The organism is Ruegeria sp. CDSC068 (genome assembly GCF_059610545.1).
Genome location: NZ_JBXWNV010000007.1, coordinates 146225 through 162186, shown reverse-complemented (window position 1 = coordinate 162186; position 15962 = coordinate 146225). Strand labels below are relative to the sequence as shown.

Here is a 15962-nt window from a genome sequence, read left to right as displayed (position 1 = left end):
GTAGTCCTAGCAGGGGCCGTTCGTTCTGAAGTCCTGTTGTCTGATGACGAAATTCAGCAAACGTTGTCCTTCGGACCATGGCCAATTTCGTTTCAGTCGGATCCAAGCAACAGGGTTTCAAACGATACAGGAGCGATTGCGCTGGGAGCGGCCTTATTCAACGATCCGGTGTTGTCAGCCGACGGAGCATTTACTTGTGCAAGTTGTCATGACCCTGAACAGGCATTTACCACGTCCGACGCGCGAGCATTTGGTCGCGTCCTGGTAGATCGAAACACTCCATCCCTGCGGAACCTTGCTGGTCTCCGCTGGTACGGTTGGGGCGGTAAGAGCGATAGCCTGTGGGCAGCTAGCTTGCATCCGATCATCGAAGAGCAAGAGATGGCGCACAGTAAAGAAAGCCTAAAGGCAGCTATCTCGGAAAGTATCTACATTGATGATTTTGAAGCCATATTTGGCGACATCCAGATTCAAGATCCAGAACTTGTGCTGGTGAACACTGCCAAAACGCTATCCGCTTACTTGGAAACATTGGCAACCGGCCGGACGCAATTTGACGATTTTCGCGATGCATTGGAGAACCAAGATTTAGCAGCCGCTGCGAACTACCCCGAAGCTGCCCAGCGAGGTCTTCAGCTGTTCATAGGGCGTGGAAACTGTGTTTTTTGCCACAATGGTCCGAGATTTTCCAACAATGAGTTCCATGACGCAGGCGTTCCATATTTTCTGAGCGAAACCGAGGTCGACGACGGGCGGTTCGGTGGATTGAACTTTTTGCTTTCAAATGCTTACACATTGGACGGCAACTGGAGCGACGATGCAGAAAAGCAAGGTGCATGGGTGGTTCGCAGTGTCCGCAGGAGCCACTCAGATTTTGGGACCTTTCGTACGCCAAGCCTACGGGGCGTGGCCGAAACCGCGCCTTATATGCATGACGGCAGCCTGATCGACTTGGATGCGGTGATCAGGCACTACAGCGAAATTGATACAGAAAGGTTGCACGCCGACGGTGAAGCCATTCTTTCGGAGTTGAGTTTGTCTGAGCAGGAGATTGCAGACTTAACTGCATTTTTGGAGTCACTGTCCAAAGTGCCTTAACACAGCGCTTGTGTTAACGGCTTGGAAATGGGCTATCTGGCTTGCGGTTTTGGAGACCGTTGTAGACCTTGGTGTCTGAGCATTTTCTCTTCAAGAAAGTGCTCTCCCGAGTCTATTCCAATTATAGTGTACGATTGAGTCAGTCGGGGTACACGGTTCAACCGAACCCAAACTTCGCTTGTCAGATCACTGAAAAGTTTGGTGGATATTGGCGGCTGTCTCAAGAAGCGCTTGTTCAATAGTTTCTTTTTGTCGTGAAAACCGTGTCGTTGGCACCGGGATGGAGATTGCGTGCAAATCTCCAACCCAATCGACGAAGGAAAATCCTATTGCCGACACACCGGCAGAATGCTCGTCCATGTCATAGGCAAGGCCTTGTTCTCGGATCATGGCCAGTTCGGACAAAAACTCATCTAAGTTCCTCTGGATTCCGTTCCGGTCCCATTCGTTTCGAATTAGCTTGATCGCATCTTCTTTACTGAGTTTGGCAAGACATGCTTTGCCATTCGCCGTGGTGGTCAAAGGAAAAACCTCGCCCACTTGCGAAACTGTAGTCAAACGGTATACGCCGGGAACCTGATCCAGAAAAACCATACCGATACCGCGCATAACCGCTAGGTCAGTTGTTTCTCCGGTCTTTTGTGTCAGTTCAGTCAAGAGAAGCCGGCAGTGCTCGACAATGCTATATTGGGCCGCTCCGGCAAGGGCGTTCAGTTCAGGGCCGAGCCGCAGACCGCCTCCATTCGCATCGGAAATAACAAACTTCTCTTCCGCAAGGGCACTAGTGATTCTCTGTACCGTAGAGCGGGGCAGGTCAACGCGTTCGGCAATTTTCCCCAGGCTCATTCCGGACTGGCTTTCCTTCAGGACACGCAGAATCGAAGCTGCTCTCGAAATGACCTGAATGCCACCTTTGTCATTTTTATCAGGCATTTACACCTCCTCTTCGTTTCTTGGTTCTGCCGCTGCGGGTGTCAGGCGCACTGGCAAGCTGTACCACTATGCGGTGCAAGTCAACCGTAATGTGAGTTTTAAGTTGACCGCATCGCGGTGCGTATGCATCATGATACGGGACAGGTGGGGAGGCCACCCATTCAATTCAAATCGACCAACGCCGCTTCGTCGGCGAACAGAGGAGATATGCCCAATGGTTGAAATCCGCGGCATTGAGTTTCAGGCAAACACCGACAATGACATGGGGTTGGAGTTCTATAACCTGAGTCACAGATACGGGTTTCAATGCCCTAACTGGCCCTATTTCAAAGACGTCCAGATCGACCGCAAACACTATATGGCCAAGTCGGGCGTATTGTCGCAAACGATCACCACGACCATGCACGTGACCACGCATATCGATGCGCCGGCACATGTTGTTCAGGGAACGCCGTTCATCGACGAGGTACCGCTGCCGCATTTCTTCGGTTCGGGCCTGGTGGTTTCTGTCCCCAAGAAAAAGTGGGAGCAAATCACAGGCGATGATCTGGAAAAGGCTTGCGGGCACGCGATCCGCAAGGGTGACGTTCTGATCATCAATACCGGTTGGCACAAGCAGTACGAAGATGGTGACTACTTCGCCTACTGCCCGGGTCTTGTTCCTTCAGCCGCCGAGTGGATGATCGAAAAAGGTGTGAAAGTGGTCGGGCATGACACCCAGGCAAACGACCACCCGCTGGCAACAGCCATTGGCCCGCAGCGAAACGGTCCGATCATGCCGCATCTTGAGAAGGAATATCTTGAGTGGTCAGGCGGAATTCCGTGGGAAGTTGACTTCCCTGAGTGGGAACCGGTGCACAATATGCTGTTCTCCAGAGGTATTCTTGGAATTGAAAATGTTGGCGGTGACCTTGATGCGGTGACCGGCAAGCGATGCACCTTCGCATTCTTCCCTTGGAACTGGGACCGTGGTGATGGCTGCATCATCCGCCTGGTGGCGATGATCGACAAGAACCAGTCCTATCGTATCGAAGCTGGCGAAGAATTCTGAACACTCACGGACCGGTCGCCGGTTCGCCGGCGGCCACCATTACTATAATCCTGAGCGGGGACGAACATGCATCTAAAGCGGTTTAAAGACGCCCAACCCTACGAAGCACCGAACCACTTTGGATGCCACGGGCTTCGTTTGCAGGGGTTCGAGGAAGGCGGGCCGACAAATCAATGGATCGGCTTCAGTCAGTTCCTGCCGGGTGGAGGCGCGGGGCCGGACTCTACGCCGTTCGAGAAGGTCTACGTGGTTTTGGACGGCGAAATGACCGTCATCGTTGATGGAGTGGAAACCACCCTGGGTCCCATGGACAGCTGCACGATCGCGCCGGGCGAAGTTCGTAAAATTGAAAACCGTTCGAACCACACCTGCAAGATGCTTGTCGTCATTCCGTACCCGCCAGAAAGCTGAGGACGAATAGTATGTCTAATCCACTCAAGATGTTTGATGTTAAGGACAATGTCGCACTGATCACGGGGGCCTCTGGGGCTTTTGGCATGGTGGCCGCACGTGTTCTTGCCGGGGCCGGTTGCAACTTGGTTTTGGCAGCAGGCAACCAACAAGCGCTCGATGAGATTGCCAAAGAGTGCGAGGAGCTCGGAGCTGCTGTTGTAACAGTGAACACACGCCCAAACGATGAAGCGTCATGCGACGCGTTGGTCGATGAAGCGGTCAACAGTTTTGGCAAGCTGGACATTCTCGTCGTCGCGTCCGGTATGAACAAAGTCGCTCCAATCAACGAAATGGCTCCCGAAACCTTTGATGCGGTGATGGATGCCAACGTCAATCAAAGCTGGTTACTTGCGCGTTCGGCTGCGAAACAGATGAAGGTCAGCGAATATGGCAAGATCATCTTCGTCAGTTCCGCTCGTAGTATCCTTGGCCACCCGGCTGGCTATACTGCGTATTGCGCATCAAAGGCTGCAGTAAACGGGATCACTAAAGCCTTGGGGTGTGAGCTCGGGCCGACTGGAATTACCGTCAACGCGATCGCTCCGACAGTGTTCAGGTCTCCTTTGACAGCTTGGATGTTCGAAGACACCGACGAGGCCAAAGCGGTGCGCGATGGCTTCCTTACCCGTGTTCCCAAGGGGCGACTGGGTGAGCCAGAAGACCTTGCCGGTCCTCTGCTGTTTCTCGCGTCGAGGGCATCTGATTTCTACACCGGGCATATCCTTCATGCCGACGGTGGATATACGGCGGGCTAAATGATGGTGCGTAATAAACAGCAGATGGCAGTGATTGGCGCAGGTCTTATGGGCCATGGTATTGCACTGACTTTAGCGAAGGCCGGTCAATTCGTCGCCATCACGGATCCGGTGAAAGAAGCCCGGGATACGGTGTCAGAGCGCATTCGCGCCAGCATGGCGGCGATGGGGGATGACGAGGATAAAATCACAAAGACCCTCAAGATGATTGAGATCTTTGCGACAACGGAAAGCGCGGTCCGAAATGCGGACGCGGTTTTCGAAGCGGCACCGGAAAAATTGGAGCTTAAGCAAGCGATATTTGCTGAAATCGAGGCGCATGCACCAGAGACTTGCATTCTCGCATCCAATACTTCGGTCATGCCGATCACTCAGATCATGTCTGGTTTGCGGCTGAAAAACCGGGCCATCGGAACGCATTGGTGGAACCCGCCGCATATGATCCCGTTGGTCGAGGTCATCAAGACTGAGTGGACAGACTCAGAGACTGCACAGACAATGTACGATCTATTGAAGGATGCCGGAAAAACTCCGGTGATGGTCGAAAAGGATGTGCCCGGCTTTATCGGTAATCGCCTTCAACACGCGTTGTGGCGGGAAGCGGTCAGTCTGGTGGAAAACGGTATCTGCGACGCAGAGGCGGTTGATACCGTGATCAAGTCCAGTTTTGGCCGCCGGTTGGCAGTGCTTGGACCTTTAGAGAACGCTGACCTTGTTGGCACCGATCTGACGCTCGATATCCATGAAAACGTGCTGCACGATCTTGAGGCGCACAAGGGCCCCTCAACCTATCTCAAGGCGCTCGTCGATGCGGGCAAGTTGGGCATGAAATCCGGCGAAGGGTTCAGAAAGTGGGCCGAAGGCGAGGCAGATGAAGTTCGCCAGCGTGTCGCAACGCATCTGAAAAATCTCGAGAAGACTTTGTAAGATCAATCAAACACTGGCGGGAGGCCGGTGAAGGGAGGACGCAATGACAAGGACTTTCAAAACAGCCACAAGGCGTGGTTTCATAGCCGGTGCCACAGCGGCGATTGCTGCGCCGGCCATCCTTCGGGCAACGCGGGCCTATGCCGCGAACCCGACGCTGCGGATCGGTAACGTCAGCCCGCGCACCGGACCACTGGCCGGTTTTGCCGAGGCCGACGAATATGTGCTGCAAGCCATTCAGCAGGTCTTTTCGGCGGGGTTGGACAACAATGGCAAGACCTGGAATGTCGAAATAATCTCAAAAGACAGCCAGTCCAATCCAAACCGCGCTGCAGAGGTCGCCGCTGACCTAATCTTGGGCGATGAAGTCGATATCATCGTCGCGGCGTCAACGCCGGACACGGTGAACCCGGTCGCTGACCAGGCAGAGATTAATGAAGTTCCCTGCATCACAACCGACTGCCCATGGCAGCCGTACTTCTTTGGCCGCAACGGCGTTCCGGGCGAAGGGTTTGAGAACACCTATCACTTCTTCTGGGGTCTTGAAGACGTTATCGCCGCGTTCCTCGACATGTGGGACAAGACAGGCGTGGCCAAGACCGTGGGCGGTCTTTTCCCCAATGATGCCGATGGCAATGCTTGGGGTGATGCGGAACTGGGCCTGCCCAAACCGCTTGCTGCTGCAGGATACACGCTGACCGATCCCGGCCGCTATCAGCCGTTGTCTGACGACTTCTCAAACCAGATCGCAGCGTTTAAGGCGGCTGGATGTGAAATCGTTACCGGCAACATGATCCCGCCGGATTTCGCAACGTTCTGGAGCCAGGCCGCACAGCAGGGGTTCAACCCCAAGGTTGTCACGATCGGCAAGGCGCTGTTGTTCCCGTCTGTCATTGAATCGCTCGGCGATCGTGGCGATGGATTGTCGACCGAGGTCTGGTGGTCTCCACATCACCCGTTCTCGTCCTCGCTGACCGGCATTTCGTCGAAACAACTGGCAGAAGGGTACACAGCAGAGTCGGGACGTCCATGGACGCAACCGCTTGGCTTCAAACACGCTCTGTTCGAGGTCGTCGCCGACGTGATCAAACGGGCTGATGATCTGGAAGACCCCACTTCGATCATCTCGGCAATCACATCCACCAACCTGAACACCATCGTCGGGCCGGTGAACTGGGGTGATGGGCCGATGAACAATGTCACTAAAACACCATTGGTCGGTGGTCAGTGGCAAAAGTCCGGGGACGCGTATGAGTTGCAGATCGTTGCAAACAGCACCGCGCCCGAGGTTCCGGTGACGGCCGACATGAAGCTGCTGGGCTGACAAATTGTTCGGCGCCGATCTTGGCGCCGAACCCTTCATCCGAGAGAAGCATGACAACAATCCTGAATCTCCAAGACCTGAGCAAAGCATTTGGCGCAGTCACTGTCGCCGATGCGCTGAACTATCAGGTCCAACAAGGTGAGGCGCTTGGGGTGATTGGCCCCAATGGCGCCGGTAAAACGTCGATGTTCAATCTGATTACAGGGACGCTGAAACCGAATTCCGGACGTATCGACTTTGATGGTCAGAACGTCACCAAATGGAGCGCCGCAAGACGCAGCCATGCAGGGATCGCACGTTCGTTTCAGGTCCCGCAGCCATTTTCGGGCATGACCGTTTTCGAAAACGCCATGATCGCTGCCACGCAATCGGCTGGGCTGCGTGGGCACCAAGCTGAACGGTTTTGTCTGGAAGTACTGGATCAAACGGAGCTGCTGCCAAAGGCAAACACTGTTGCAGGTAGCCTGACATTGCTGGAACGAAAACGTCTGGAACTGACACGCGCGCTTTGCGCCAAGCCAAGATTGCTGCTGCTGGACGAAATCGCCGGTGGGCTGACCGAAGCTGAGTGCAAGTCACTGGTTAAAACCATCAAGGACATTCATGCCTCCGGCGTCACCATCATCTGGATCGAACACGTCGTGCATGCGCTTCTGGCTGTTGTGGACCGCCTGATCGTTATCGATTTCGGAAAGAAGATCGCTGAGGGCGAGCCGCAAACAATCATGGAAAGCACTGAAGTCAAAGAGATCTATCTGGGGATCGAAGCCGATGCATGATCCAATTCTCCAGACACGCGGTTTGAACTCATACTACGGCGACTTCCAAGCACTCTACGACGTCGAGCTGGACGTGGGCGAGGGCGAAGTCCTTGCCATTATTGGTGCAAATGGTGCGGGAAAAACCACCTTGATGCGGTCCATCACAGGGTTGCTGACGAACGGACCGGGTCAGATCCACTACCGGGGGCAGGATGTCAGCCGACTTCGAGCGGACGAGGTTGCCGAACTTGGCCTCGCCATGGTTCCAGAAGGTCGTCAATTGTTCCCCTCTTTGTCAGTCAAAGAAAACCTGATGATAGGTGCGCAAGTTGGCCGCAAAGGCCCCTGGGATCTGAAAGCCGTCTATGATCTATTTCCAATTCTTGAAGAGAGAAAAGATCAGGCCTCTACTTCGCTCTCTGGCGGTCAACAGCAGATGGTTGCTATCGGGCGCGCTCTCATGGCCAATCCCGATTTGATCCTCTTTGACGAAGTTAGCCTCGGGCTGGCGCCGATAATCATCAAAGACATCTACGAAGCGCTTCCCGGCATTATTGGCGAGGGTATGAGCGCGATCATCGTTGAACAGGACATCACCAAGGCACTGTCGGTCTCGAGCCGGGTCTACTGCCTGCAAGAGGGACGCGTTTCGCTGGAAAGCGCGTCTGACACCGTTTCGCGCGAAGACATCTCGCGCGCTTATTTCGGGATCGAATAACATGGAATGGCTGAACGCTATCGTGCAGGGAACTCTACTCGGCGGGCTTTACGCCCTGTTCGCGGCAGGGTTGTCATTGATCTTTGGAGTCATGCGGCTGGTCAATATTGCCCATGGTGACCTGATTGTGCTGGCCGCGTATCTCGGGCTGACGGTTACGACCGCGACGGGAATGCATCCGATGGCTGCTTTGGTGATCGTTGTTCCCGCAATGGCATTGATCGGATATGCCCTTCAGCGCGGCCTTCTGAACCAAACTTTAGGCGACGATATTCTTCCGCCCTTGCTTGTCACCTTCGGCCTAAGCGTGATCATCCAGAACGGGTTGCTGGAGGTCTACACCGCAGACCCCCAAACATTGAATGCCGGTGCGCTGGAAACAGCAGGCGTTGCCGTGGGCGGTGTGGCACTCGGAATCTTACCGCTTCTCACTTTCGGTATCGCCATCGCGGTGATCTGGGGGCTGCAATGGACCTTCTATCATACCGCTTTGGGGCGCGCGTTCCGTGCCGTTTCGGACAATCAGGACATCGCCCAGCTCATGGGCCTTAATCGTCGGCACATCTTTGGTCTGGCCATGGCTCTGGCCCTGGGTGTGACTGCGATTGCCGGTATCCTGCTTGGGATTCGGACCAGCTTTGATCCCTCAATCGGCGGCGGTCGTCTGATCTTTGGCTTTGAGGCCGTCATTATCGGGGGGCTCGGTAACCTTTGGGGTACACTGGTCGGCGGCGTGATCCTTGGTGTTGCGCAGACCATCGGTGCCAAGATCGATCCGGGTTGGCAGGTGCTTGCTGGCCATATCGCCTTTCTTGTCATTCTTGCCGTTCGTCCGAACGGCCTCTTCCCGAGGATTTCAGGATGAATCTGCAGGACTATTCCGTATCTCGATCGTCAAAAGCAGCCCGGGTTGCTGCGATCCTTGCGGCGGTCACTCTACTCGTTCTGATAGCAGCGCCCTGGTGGGCGGGCCGCGCTGACATGCGTCTGATGGGCGAGTTGTTCCTCTACCTATCCCTCGCCACCCTTTGGAACCTCATGGCGGGTTACGCCGGTCTCGTCTCGGTTGGTCAGCAGGCCTATGTGGGCTTCGGTGGTTATATGCTCTTTGCGTTGACGATGTTGGGCGGGCTGCACCCGTTGGCCGCCATCGCAGCGGCGGGAGTGCTGGGGGCTTTGATCTCAATCCCGGTTGCTGTTCTGATCTTCAGGCTAAGGGGCGCCTATTTCGCCATAGGCACCTGGGTCATCGCCGAAGTCTTTCGATTGAGCTTCGCGCAAATCTCAGCGCTTGGCGGAGGATCGGGGTCTTCGCTCCCCGTTGCCATCGTGAAATCGCTGGCGTCGGGTCGTGCGATGCGAGAAGCGCTTAGCTATTGGCTGGCGCTCGGGGCCGCTGTTCTGGTGGTGACAGCCGTGTATCTCTTCCTACGCTCGCGGCAAGGGTTGGCGCTGACGGCAATTCGCGACAACGAACTGGCTGCCGGTAGTCTTGGCATTGATATCTGGCGCACAAAGTTCATCGTTTATGTTGTCACCTCAGCGTTTACAGCAATGATCGGTGCGCTCATCTTCCTGCAAAAGCTACGCATCTCGCCGGATGCGGCGTTCAGCGTCAATGACTGGACCGCCTTTGTCATATTCATCGTGGTGATCGGCGGCATCGGCACCATCGAAGGGCCGATTATCGGTACGCTGGTTTTCTTCGCCCTGCGCGAAACACTCGCAGACCTCGGTACAACTTACCTGATCGTTCTCGGCGTTGTCGCAATCGTTGTCATGCTCAAGGCGCCAAAAGGCATCTGGGGCGTTATCCGCAGCCGTTATGACCTGCAACTTTTCCCGCTGGGCTATCGCGTCAAGCACATCGGACAATCCAAGGAAAACTGAACCCATGGCCCGTCAGAAAAAAACGATCATCACATGCGCCGTAACCGGCGCTATCCACACGCCAACCATGTCGGATGCACTTCCGTACACCTATGATGATATCGCGCGTCAGGCGATTGACGCTGCCGAGGCCGGCGCGTCGATCCTGCACCTGCATGCGCGCAACCCCGAGAACGGCTCACCATCGGTCGACCCGAATGACTTCGCACCTTTCCTGCCGCGCATCAAACAAGCGACAGATGCTGTCGTGAACCTGTCGACCGGTGGATCGCTGACTTTGTCTATTCAGGACCGGATCAATCCGGCCAAGGCCTTCAGCCCCGAAATGTGCTCGATGAACATGGGTTCGATGAACTTCTCGTTTCATCCGCTGGCTAACCGGTATGGCGATGACGATTGGAAGTTTGATTGGGAGAAGGACTATGTCGCAAATTCCGATCAGAACATATTTCGCAATACATTCCGGGACATTCGCGAAGCGGCAGAAACCCTGGCCCCACATGACATCAAATTCGAACACGAATGTTACGATGTCGGCCACTTGTACAACCTGAAATTCTGCATGGATATCGGGTTGTTCAAGGCACCCATATTCATTCAATTTATCTTTGGCATCCTCGGCGGCATTGGACCCGAAGTCGACAATCTGATCTTCATGAAACGCACTGCCGACAGGCTGTTCGGTGACGACTATCGGTGGTCAGTCTTGGGGGCTGGCGGGGCGCAGATGTCGCTTGCCACGACGGCGAGCGAGATGGGTGGCAATATTCGTGTGGGACTGGAGGACAGCCTGTTCATCTCTCGTGGAAAACTGGCTGAAAACAACGCTCAGCAAGTCGCAAAAATTCGCCGCATCGTAGAGGACTTGGGCAGTCAGGTAGCTTCGCCCGACGAAGCCAGGGAAATTCTGGATTTGAAGGGTGGCGATCAGGTAGCGTTTTAGCAGGAAAGGCGCTTGCTACTTTGCAATACTAAACTGGGGATTGGTTCAATTCTGGGTTTCGACATTAGCAGCAGATTCGGTGAGAGGCCGTTGGTCGATCTGGGTGAGAATTGCTTGACGCCTGGGTCAGAATTATCTGACGTTATTTGCTGGTTTTTTGAGGTTTTTGCCGTCGATTGAGATCAAGAATCTGTGACATTCCACAGTAAATGTTGAACGTCACACGAGCCTGACCCAACCGTCACAGTTGGACCAAAACTGTCTGATCGTTCGACACAGGAAGGTACCCTAAGTCAAACGCCTAAGGTGCGGGGAATCTTAACTCAGCGCTGTTTACTAGTTGTTGGCAATGGGTTGTGGCGTTGCCTCTCAGGTTGTCGGCTAGTCGCCATTTTAGGCCTACTCCAGAACTTGACCCTACCTTCAAGATGCTGCGGGCGAGCCCGCTTTCCCGACATTCGCTGCACGCGCAAGATCAGGAACTACTCAAACGGACACATTGCGGGACATTTCTGCCATCCAAATTGATGCCAGCCGTTTTGTTTTGGCGCAACTAGAGTTGGTAGATTTTGCTGAGAACGACTTGTAGACGTGGCCAAATTAGCCTGATCATGTGCTCTATTCGCTCACTCTGGTAAACTCGGAATTTAAGGCCCCGAAAGAATAGACAGTTGAAATGTGCGTTACTTTTTCAGTCGATTTGTCTCGGTCAATATAAACATTGAGACACTGTTCACGATTAACGTGGATGGCAGGTGTGCGTACACAGAACTGGTCCCCCTCGATCGACCAGTGACCGGAAATCGGTTGCCCTTTCATCCAGGCGAAGTTCATAGTGAGCGTGCCGTCAGTGCTGCGGTCTTGAGAATATGGCATTCCAAAGGGACCCAGCGTTTGTGTCTCCTGATAAATATCGGAAAAGAGTTCAATCAAATTGTCGTGCTGTAAACGGTCGGCCTCCCGCCCGGCTTCGAAATCGAAAGGTGATTCCGGTAATCCCGCGGCTCGCATTGCCTCACTCCAACGATCGTACAGAGCCGGATCGGCATACCGACCGAAATAGCCTCGCTGCCAGGCCAGATTGTTCCACACGGTCTCCTTGAGAAACTTTGCCATGTAAAATTTGGCTTCTTCCAGTTCGCCACGTCGGGCATAAGCATTCGCCAGTTGGGAGTACTGATCGATCTTGGCGGACTCTTCGGGAGGGATCTGTTTAAGCAGTCCCAAGGCCTGCTCTACATCATCAAGCAGAAGGTAGGAGAAAGACAGGTCCCTCGTTTCGCCGGAATTCAGCCGCGGCGACAACGACTGGTATTTGTCGAGTTCCTGCCGTGATTCTTCATAGTTGCCGGCTGCTAGCGACGACAGGCCAAGAACAAATCGTAGCCAAGGCTCGTCAGGTTGGAGGAATACGGCCGCCCTCGCTTTCGCCAATGCCTGCTCGTGGTTTGACAGTTCAATCTCAATTCGAACTTGCAGACCAATCGCATAGACATTCGTGTCTTGTGCTTGGAGGATTGTTTCGATGCTTTCTCTCGCTGCATCTAGTGCATCAAGGGTGTAGCGTATGGTGTTGTAGCCCATACTCCAGATGGGAAAATTGGCTTCCGCGTATCCGACATGTGCGGCGATAAATCCGGGATCGAGGTTAATCGATTTCTCGTAGAGAGGCAGAGATTTTTCTAGATCGAAGAAGTTTCCGCTGTACCGAAACAACTCAGCCTGGGCAAATGCGAGGTAGGCCTCGAAACTGGTGGTAGGCTTGGATTCGAGTATCGCCCGCTCCGTCTGGTTGAGCCTGACCTTCATGGCGGCCGTAGCGCCCAGTTTCAGCATAGCCAAAACGCCAAATAGCTCGTCAGTCTTCCCGACCTCTTTCTGCTCCCAGACAACGTCCTCACCCGAGGCACTGATGTCGCGCAGACGCGCCGAGATCTCGACGGAATCGGCTTGGGATATCGCTGTGCCGTCGAGGATGTAGCGCACGTCCAGATCATCCGGCACGTCGCTGGCAGCAAGTTCGATACCCTTGTATTGCATCGACACGTCGCGAGGTGCGATAGTCAGCCCCTTCAGCCGGGCAAACGAGGCAATCAAGTTCTCCGTCGCGGCCTCGGCAATCAGTCGGCTGCCAGCATCGGCGGCGGCCAGCGGCAACACCAGCAGCTTCGGTGGTCCGGTACTTGTCGGTGCAAACATCCGGTCGCGGGCGTAGAGTCCGGCGGCGATAGCCACCACCAGCGCGATCACCGCCAACGCCCCGTAGCGCACCAGCGGCAGTCGGGTCAGCCTCGCCTTTACCAACTTGCCAGCGTCACTTGGGTCGAGAAGCACTTGGAAAGTCTGGACTGGTTCCGAGATGTTTTTTGACCATTTGCGGACCAAGATCGGCAAATCCCAAGTCGAGCTCGCCTTTTACATTGTTGAACACGGCTTCCGAGATCCGGATACCACCCGCCTCTGCCAATCCCTCCAGTCGCGAGGCAACGTTGACGCCATCGCCAAAAATATCGTCGCCATCGATTATGATGTCCCCGAGGTTTACGCCAATTCGGTAGGCAATTCGTCGGTCTTCTGGGTTGTCCTTTTCGCGATCAGCCATCCACTCACGCTTGCTTTGGGCTTGGGTCGTGTGGAACTCTGACCGATGGGCGAAATACGCCAAAGCCACCCATTATTTGCATTCTCTCGCGCTACCTAGAGAGCCTATGCACAGGTGCGGCATTGCCAAGTTTTCTGAGGTGGATTGGAATATGCGTGAGACCATGCAATCAGGCCGATAGTTCCGCCACATACCCTTCCCACAACTCGGACACGTCGGCTCTGGCATGGCAGTAGGAGTGATTGGAAGGACGATAGCGGCCGGGACGAGGATTCTACTGATTTGGTCGTGGACGACGAGAAGTCGTTGCGCTTGGCGTAGTGAGTTGAACCGACCCATCATCTTTTCCTGATTTCGCGTCGGCCGGTGTGATCCTTCGGTCCGGATGTCGAGCCCGCGTGTGCGCCGGATGGTCGGTGACCGGCGCGATGGCCTTGGTCGGGGGAAGAAGCATTAGGGGTAGCTGTGCTGAAGTTCGAGCGTGCGTAGCTTGAATGAACGTTTTTGGGCGAATTGGAGGGGCCTCATGGCGGACAAATCCGCCTTTCTTATCAATTGCGCAACGGTACGCTTTCAGAAAAGGGCGTGACACTGTTGTTCAAACTTGGGTCCGGCACATATCCAGAAATGCTGTTACCGGATCCGTTTGTTGCACGGCCCTTGCCAGAGCAATGGTGACCTCGAACTGGCCAATCTCTTGCGCGAGCGGACGCGTGACGACAGCATCGCCTTCAATCGTCAGATTCCGGCCAGGCGGGAAGCCAACAAGAGTAAAGCCCAATCCTTTTCCCACATATGCTTGAACTATTTCGCGCGATTGCGAGGTCAGCGGCACCTCCGGATCAAGACCGGCAGCCCGTAACAAGTCAAGATAGCTGGGGCCGGGACCAGCGCGCGATACGGCAATGTAGGGAATGTCGGACAGGGCCTCGAGCTGCACGCTGTCTGCCTTTGCCAAAGGGTGCGATGCGGGCAGCAAAACCAAGGGCGGCAACGCCTTCAGGATTTCGACATCGAAGCGCGTATTATCAAAGCCCTGATTAAAAACAACAAGCGCATCGACCTCTCCAGCATCAAGTGCAGCAACGAGGCTTGGAAAATCATCTTCCACGACTTCGATACGTACACGGGCATAGTGGTTGCGGAACGTCAGAACCGCGGGCAACACGATCCGTTGGGCAATGGCGTAGTGTGTTCCGATTCGGATCGTTCCGGTTTCCCCTTTGGCCATTTCGGCGGCACGTCGGTCCAGGGCCTTCGCCCGCATTAGCAGAGCTTCTGCATCGGCTAGGAACTCCGTACCCGCGCTGGTCAGCCGCATACCCCGTGCGGGAAAACGATCAAACAAGGTCAAGCCAGTGACCGCTTCGAGTTTATCAAGCGCCGAGGAGATCGCCGGAGCGGAGACGTTCAGTTTTCGCGCCGCAGGCGCGATACCACCGCAACGGGCGATTTCCGACAAAAAGGCAAGTTGACGTAGTGAAAACCGAACCATCAGTTAAATCATCCTTTGAGCCAGATTAATTCAGTTTTTCCGGTCTTAAGCAATATCCTACTCTTCTCGCTAGAAAACAGGGAGAGAACCGATGGACATCAGACCTTTGACAGGCAGCTTGGGGGCAGAAGTTTTCGGAGCCGACGTAAGAGACGGTGCACAGTTTGCAGAAATCCAGGCAGCCTTCGCCAAATACTCCGTCGTTGTTCTCAGAGGGCAAAACATTGCCCCGGAAGACCACCTCGACTTCGCGCGCCGCTTCGGTCCGATCAACGTGAACCGCTTTTTCAACCCTGTCGACGGGCACCCTGAAATTGCAACCGTCCTGAAGGAAAAGGATCAGAAAGAAGCGGTGGGCGAAGGCTGGCACACCGATCATTCCTACGACCAGGTCCCGGCGATGGGATCAATCCTGCATGCCATCGAAATGCCCCCCTACGGCGGTGATACGCTTTTCGTTTCGATGGGCTCGGCCTATGAGGCTCTGTCGGAATCCATGCGCCGGTTTCTTGATGGGCTGACGGCCGTACATTCGTCGCGCCACGTCTTTGGCGAGGCCACGTTGGATAGTGAAGCGGCCAAAAGCGGAAGGTTGGCTAATGCCGAGGCAGCGACGCAAGATGCGCGCCACCCTGTCGTCATCAAACATCCGCTTAGCGGGCGCTGCGGATTGTTCGTAAACCCTGTCTTTACTACGCACATTGAAGGTCTGACGGTCGACGAATCTGCGGCCGTCCTCTATATGATTTATGAGCATTGCAGACAGCCCGAATTTCAGGCCCGTGTCCGTTGGCAGGAAGGCGACATCACCATGTGGGACAATCGCGCCACCTGGCACAAGGCGATCAACGATTATCACGGATTCCGGCGTCTCATGCACAGGATCACTGTGGATGGCGTAGCCTTATCGCGTTAGAAACCCGATGTTGGTCGAGCGAGCGCAAAAGGAATGTGATGCGCGAAGGGGTCATTCGTATGCCGCGTAGAATCAGACATTTTGGGCACGGAGCCA

At 54.8% G+C, this 15962-nt stretch carries 16 protein-coding genes; 12 read left to right on the top strand and 4 right to left on the bottom strand.

Annotated features, from left to right (window positions below):
* The first annotated feature begins 36 nt into the window (after positions 1-36).
* Entirely contained in the window at positions 37-1098 is a 1062-nt protein-coding gene (locus AC2FID_RS15550; RefSeq protein ID WP_496760886.1) for a cytochrome-c peroxidase, read from the top strand.
* A gap of 186 nt (positions 1099-1284) precedes the next feature.
* On the opposite strand, the gene AC2FID_RS15545 is transcribed toward AC2FID_RS15550, so the two are convergent.
* Complete coding sequence (locus AC2FID_RS15545; RefSeq protein ID WP_282121276.1) at positions 1285-2031, bottom strand: IclR family transcriptional regulator; 747 nt, start codon at positions 2029-2031, stop codon at positions 1285-1287.
* A 214-nt stretch (positions 2032-2245) separates the two neighbouring features.
* On the opposite strand from AC2FID_RS15545, the gene AC2FID_RS15540 reads away from it, so the two are divergent.
* The 10 genes from AC2FID_RS15540 to kce all read left to right on the top strand — a co-directional run bounded on the left by AC2FID_RS15540 (position 2246) and on the right by kce (position 10853).
* Positions 2246-3082, top strand: a complete 837-nt coding sequence (locus AC2FID_RS15540; protein WP_282121277.1) for a cyclase family protein — start codon at positions 2246-2248, stop codon at positions 3080-3082.
* 66 nt (positions 3083-3148) lie between these two features.
* A complete protein-coding gene (locus AC2FID_RS15535) occupies positions 3149-3493 on the top strand; it encodes a cupin domain-containing protein (RefSeq protein ID WP_282170015.1) in 345 nt (114 codons plus the stop codon).
* Between the two features lie 11 nt (positions 3494-3504).
* Complete coding sequence (locus AC2FID_RS15530) at positions 3505-4290, top strand: SDR family NAD(P)-dependent oxidoreductase (protein ID WP_085823198.1); 786 nt, start codon at positions 3505-3507, stop codon at positions 4288-4290.
* Positions 4291-5217 carry a 3-hydroxyacyl-CoA dehydrogenase family protein gene (locus tag AC2FID_RS15525; protein ID WP_496837564.1) on the top strand — a complete coding sequence of 309 codons (927 nt, stop codon included), beginning with the start codon at positions 4291-4293 and terminating at the stop codon, positions 5215-5217.
* Positions 5218-5260: 43 nt separating this feature from the next.
* On the top strand, positions 5261-6541 hold the full coding sequence (locus tag AC2FID_RS15520) for an ABC transporter substrate-binding protein (RefSeq protein WP_282153286.1): 1281 nt from the start codon (positions 5261-5263) through the stop codon (positions 6539-6541).
* 50 nt (positions 6542-6591) lie between these two features.
* Positions 6592-7320 (top strand): ABC transporter ATP-binding protein, encoded by a 729-nt coding sequence (locus tag AC2FID_RS15515; protein WP_496704902.1) that lies wholly within the window; start codon positions 6592-6594, stop codon positions 7318-7320.
* Positions 7313-8020 carry an ABC transporter ATP-binding protein gene (locus AC2FID_RS15510; RefSeq protein ID WP_496755611.1) on the top strand — a complete coding sequence of 236 codons (708 nt, stop codon included), beginning with the start codon at positions 7313-7315 and terminating at the stop codon, positions 8018-8020. The genes AC2FID_RS15515 and AC2FID_RS15510 overlap by 8 nt, the downstream gene beginning before the upstream one ends.
* 1 nt (position 8021) lies before the next feature.
* Entirely contained in the window at positions 8022-8885 is an 864-nt protein-coding gene (locus tag AC2FID_RS15505; protein ID WP_496837561.1) for a branched-chain amino acid ABC transporter permease, read from the top strand.
* Complete coding sequence (locus AC2FID_RS15500) at positions 8882-9910, top strand: branched-chain amino acid ABC transporter permease (RefSeq protein WP_108862214.1); 1029 nt, start codon at positions 8882-8884, stop codon at positions 9908-9910. The genes AC2FID_RS15505 and AC2FID_RS15500 overlap by 4 nt, the downstream gene beginning before the upstream one ends.
* A gap of 4 nt (positions 9911-9914) precedes the next feature.
* Positions 9915-10853: a 3,5-dioxohexanoate:acetyl-CoA acetone transferase gene (gene kce / locus AC2FID_RS15495; protein ID WP_496837559.1), complete on the top strand. Its 939-nt coding sequence runs from the start codon at positions 9915-9917 to the stop codon at positions 10851-10853.
* 618 nt (positions 10854-11471) lie between these two features.
* Here kce and AC2FID_RS15490 read toward each other — a convergent pair.
* The 3 genes from AC2FID_RS15490 to AC2FID_RS15480 all read right to left on the bottom strand — a co-directional run bounded on the left by AC2FID_RS15490 (position 11472) and on the right by AC2FID_RS15480 (position 14950).
* A complete protein-coding gene (locus AC2FID_RS15490) occupies positions 11472-13187 on the bottom strand; it encodes a hypothetical protein (RefSeq protein ID WP_496837557.1) in 1716 nt (571 codons plus the stop codon).
* Positions 13168-13455 (bottom strand): adenylate/guanylate cyclase domain-containing protein, encoded by a 288-nt coding sequence (locus AC2FID_RS15485; RefSeq protein ID WP_496837556.1) that lies wholly within the window; start codon positions 13453-13455, stop codon positions 13168-13170. The genes AC2FID_RS15490 and AC2FID_RS15485 overlap by 20 nt, the downstream gene beginning before the upstream one ends.
* A gap of 598 nt (positions 13456-14053) precedes the next feature.
* Positions 14054-14950, bottom strand: coding sequence for a LysR family transcriptional regulator (locus AC2FID_RS15480; protein ID WP_496837555.1), 897 nt, complete (start codon positions 14948-14950; stop codon positions 14054-14056).
* Between the two features lie 91 nt (positions 14951-15041).
* Here AC2FID_RS15480 and AC2FID_RS15475 point away from each other — a divergent pair, with 91 nt between their 5' ends.
* A complete protein-coding gene (locus AC2FID_RS15475; protein WP_496837553.1) occupies positions 15042-15866 on the top strand; it encodes a TauD/TfdA dioxygenase family protein in 825 nt (274 codons plus the stop codon).
* Positions 15867-15962 lie beyond the last annotated feature (96 nt).

Bases quoted from the DNA above. Each gene is read 5' to 3' on its own strand.
- AC2FID_RS15545 (WP_282121276.1), bottom strand. From the start codon at position 2,031: ATGCCTGATAAAAATGACAAAGGTGGCATTCAGGTCATTTCGAGAGCA.
- AC2FID_RS15540 (WP_282121277.1), top strand. From the start codon at position 2,246: ATGGTTGAAATCCGCGGCATTGAGTTTCAGGCAAACACCGACAATGAC.
- AC2FID_RS15535 (WP_282170015.1), top strand. From the start codon at position 3,149: ATGCATCTAAAGCGGTTTAAAGACGCCCAACCCTACGAAGCACCGAAC.
- AC2FID_RS15530 (WP_085823198.1), top strand. From the start codon at position 3,505: ATGTCTAATCCACTCAAGATGTTTGATGTTAAGGACAATGTCGCACTG.
- AC2FID_RS15525 (WP_496837564.1), top strand. From the start codon at position 4,291: ATGATGGTGCGTAATAAACAGCAGATGGCAGTGATTGGCGCAGGTCTT.
- AC2FID_RS15520 (WP_282153286.1), top strand. From the start codon at position 5,261: ATGACAAGGACTTTCAAAACAGCCACAAGGCGTGGTTTCATAGCCGGT.
- AC2FID_RS15515 (WP_496704902.1), top strand. From the start codon at position 6,592: ATGACAACAATCCTGAATCTCCAAGACCTGAGCAAAGCATTTGGCGCA.
- AC2FID_RS15510 (WP_496755611.1), top strand. From the start codon at position 7,313: ATGCATGATCCAATTCTCCAGACACGCGGTTTGAACTCATACTACGGC.
- AC2FID_RS15505 (WP_496837561.1), top strand. From the start codon at position 8,022: ATGGAATGGCTGAACGCTATCGTGCAGGGAACTCTACTCGGCGGGCTT.
- AC2FID_RS15500 (WP_108862214.1), top strand. From the start codon at position 8,882: ATGAATCTGCAGGACTATTCCGTATCTCGATCGTCAAAAGCAGCCCGG.
- kce (WP_496837559.1), top strand. From the start codon at position 9,915: ATGGCCCGTCAGAAAAAAACGATCATCACATGCGCCGTAACCGGCGCT.
- AC2FID_RS15485 (WP_496837556.1), bottom strand. From the start codon at position 13,455: ATGGCTGATCGCGAAAAGGACAACCCAGAAGACCGACGAATTGCCTAC.
- AC2FID_RS15480 (WP_496837555.1), bottom strand. From the start codon at position 14,950: ATGGTTCGGTTTTCACTACGTCAACTTGCCTTTTTGTCGGAAATCGCC.
- AC2FID_RS15475 (WP_496837553.1), top strand. From the start codon at position 15,042: ATGGACATCAGACCTTTGACAGGCAGCTTGGGGGCAGAAGTTTTCGGA.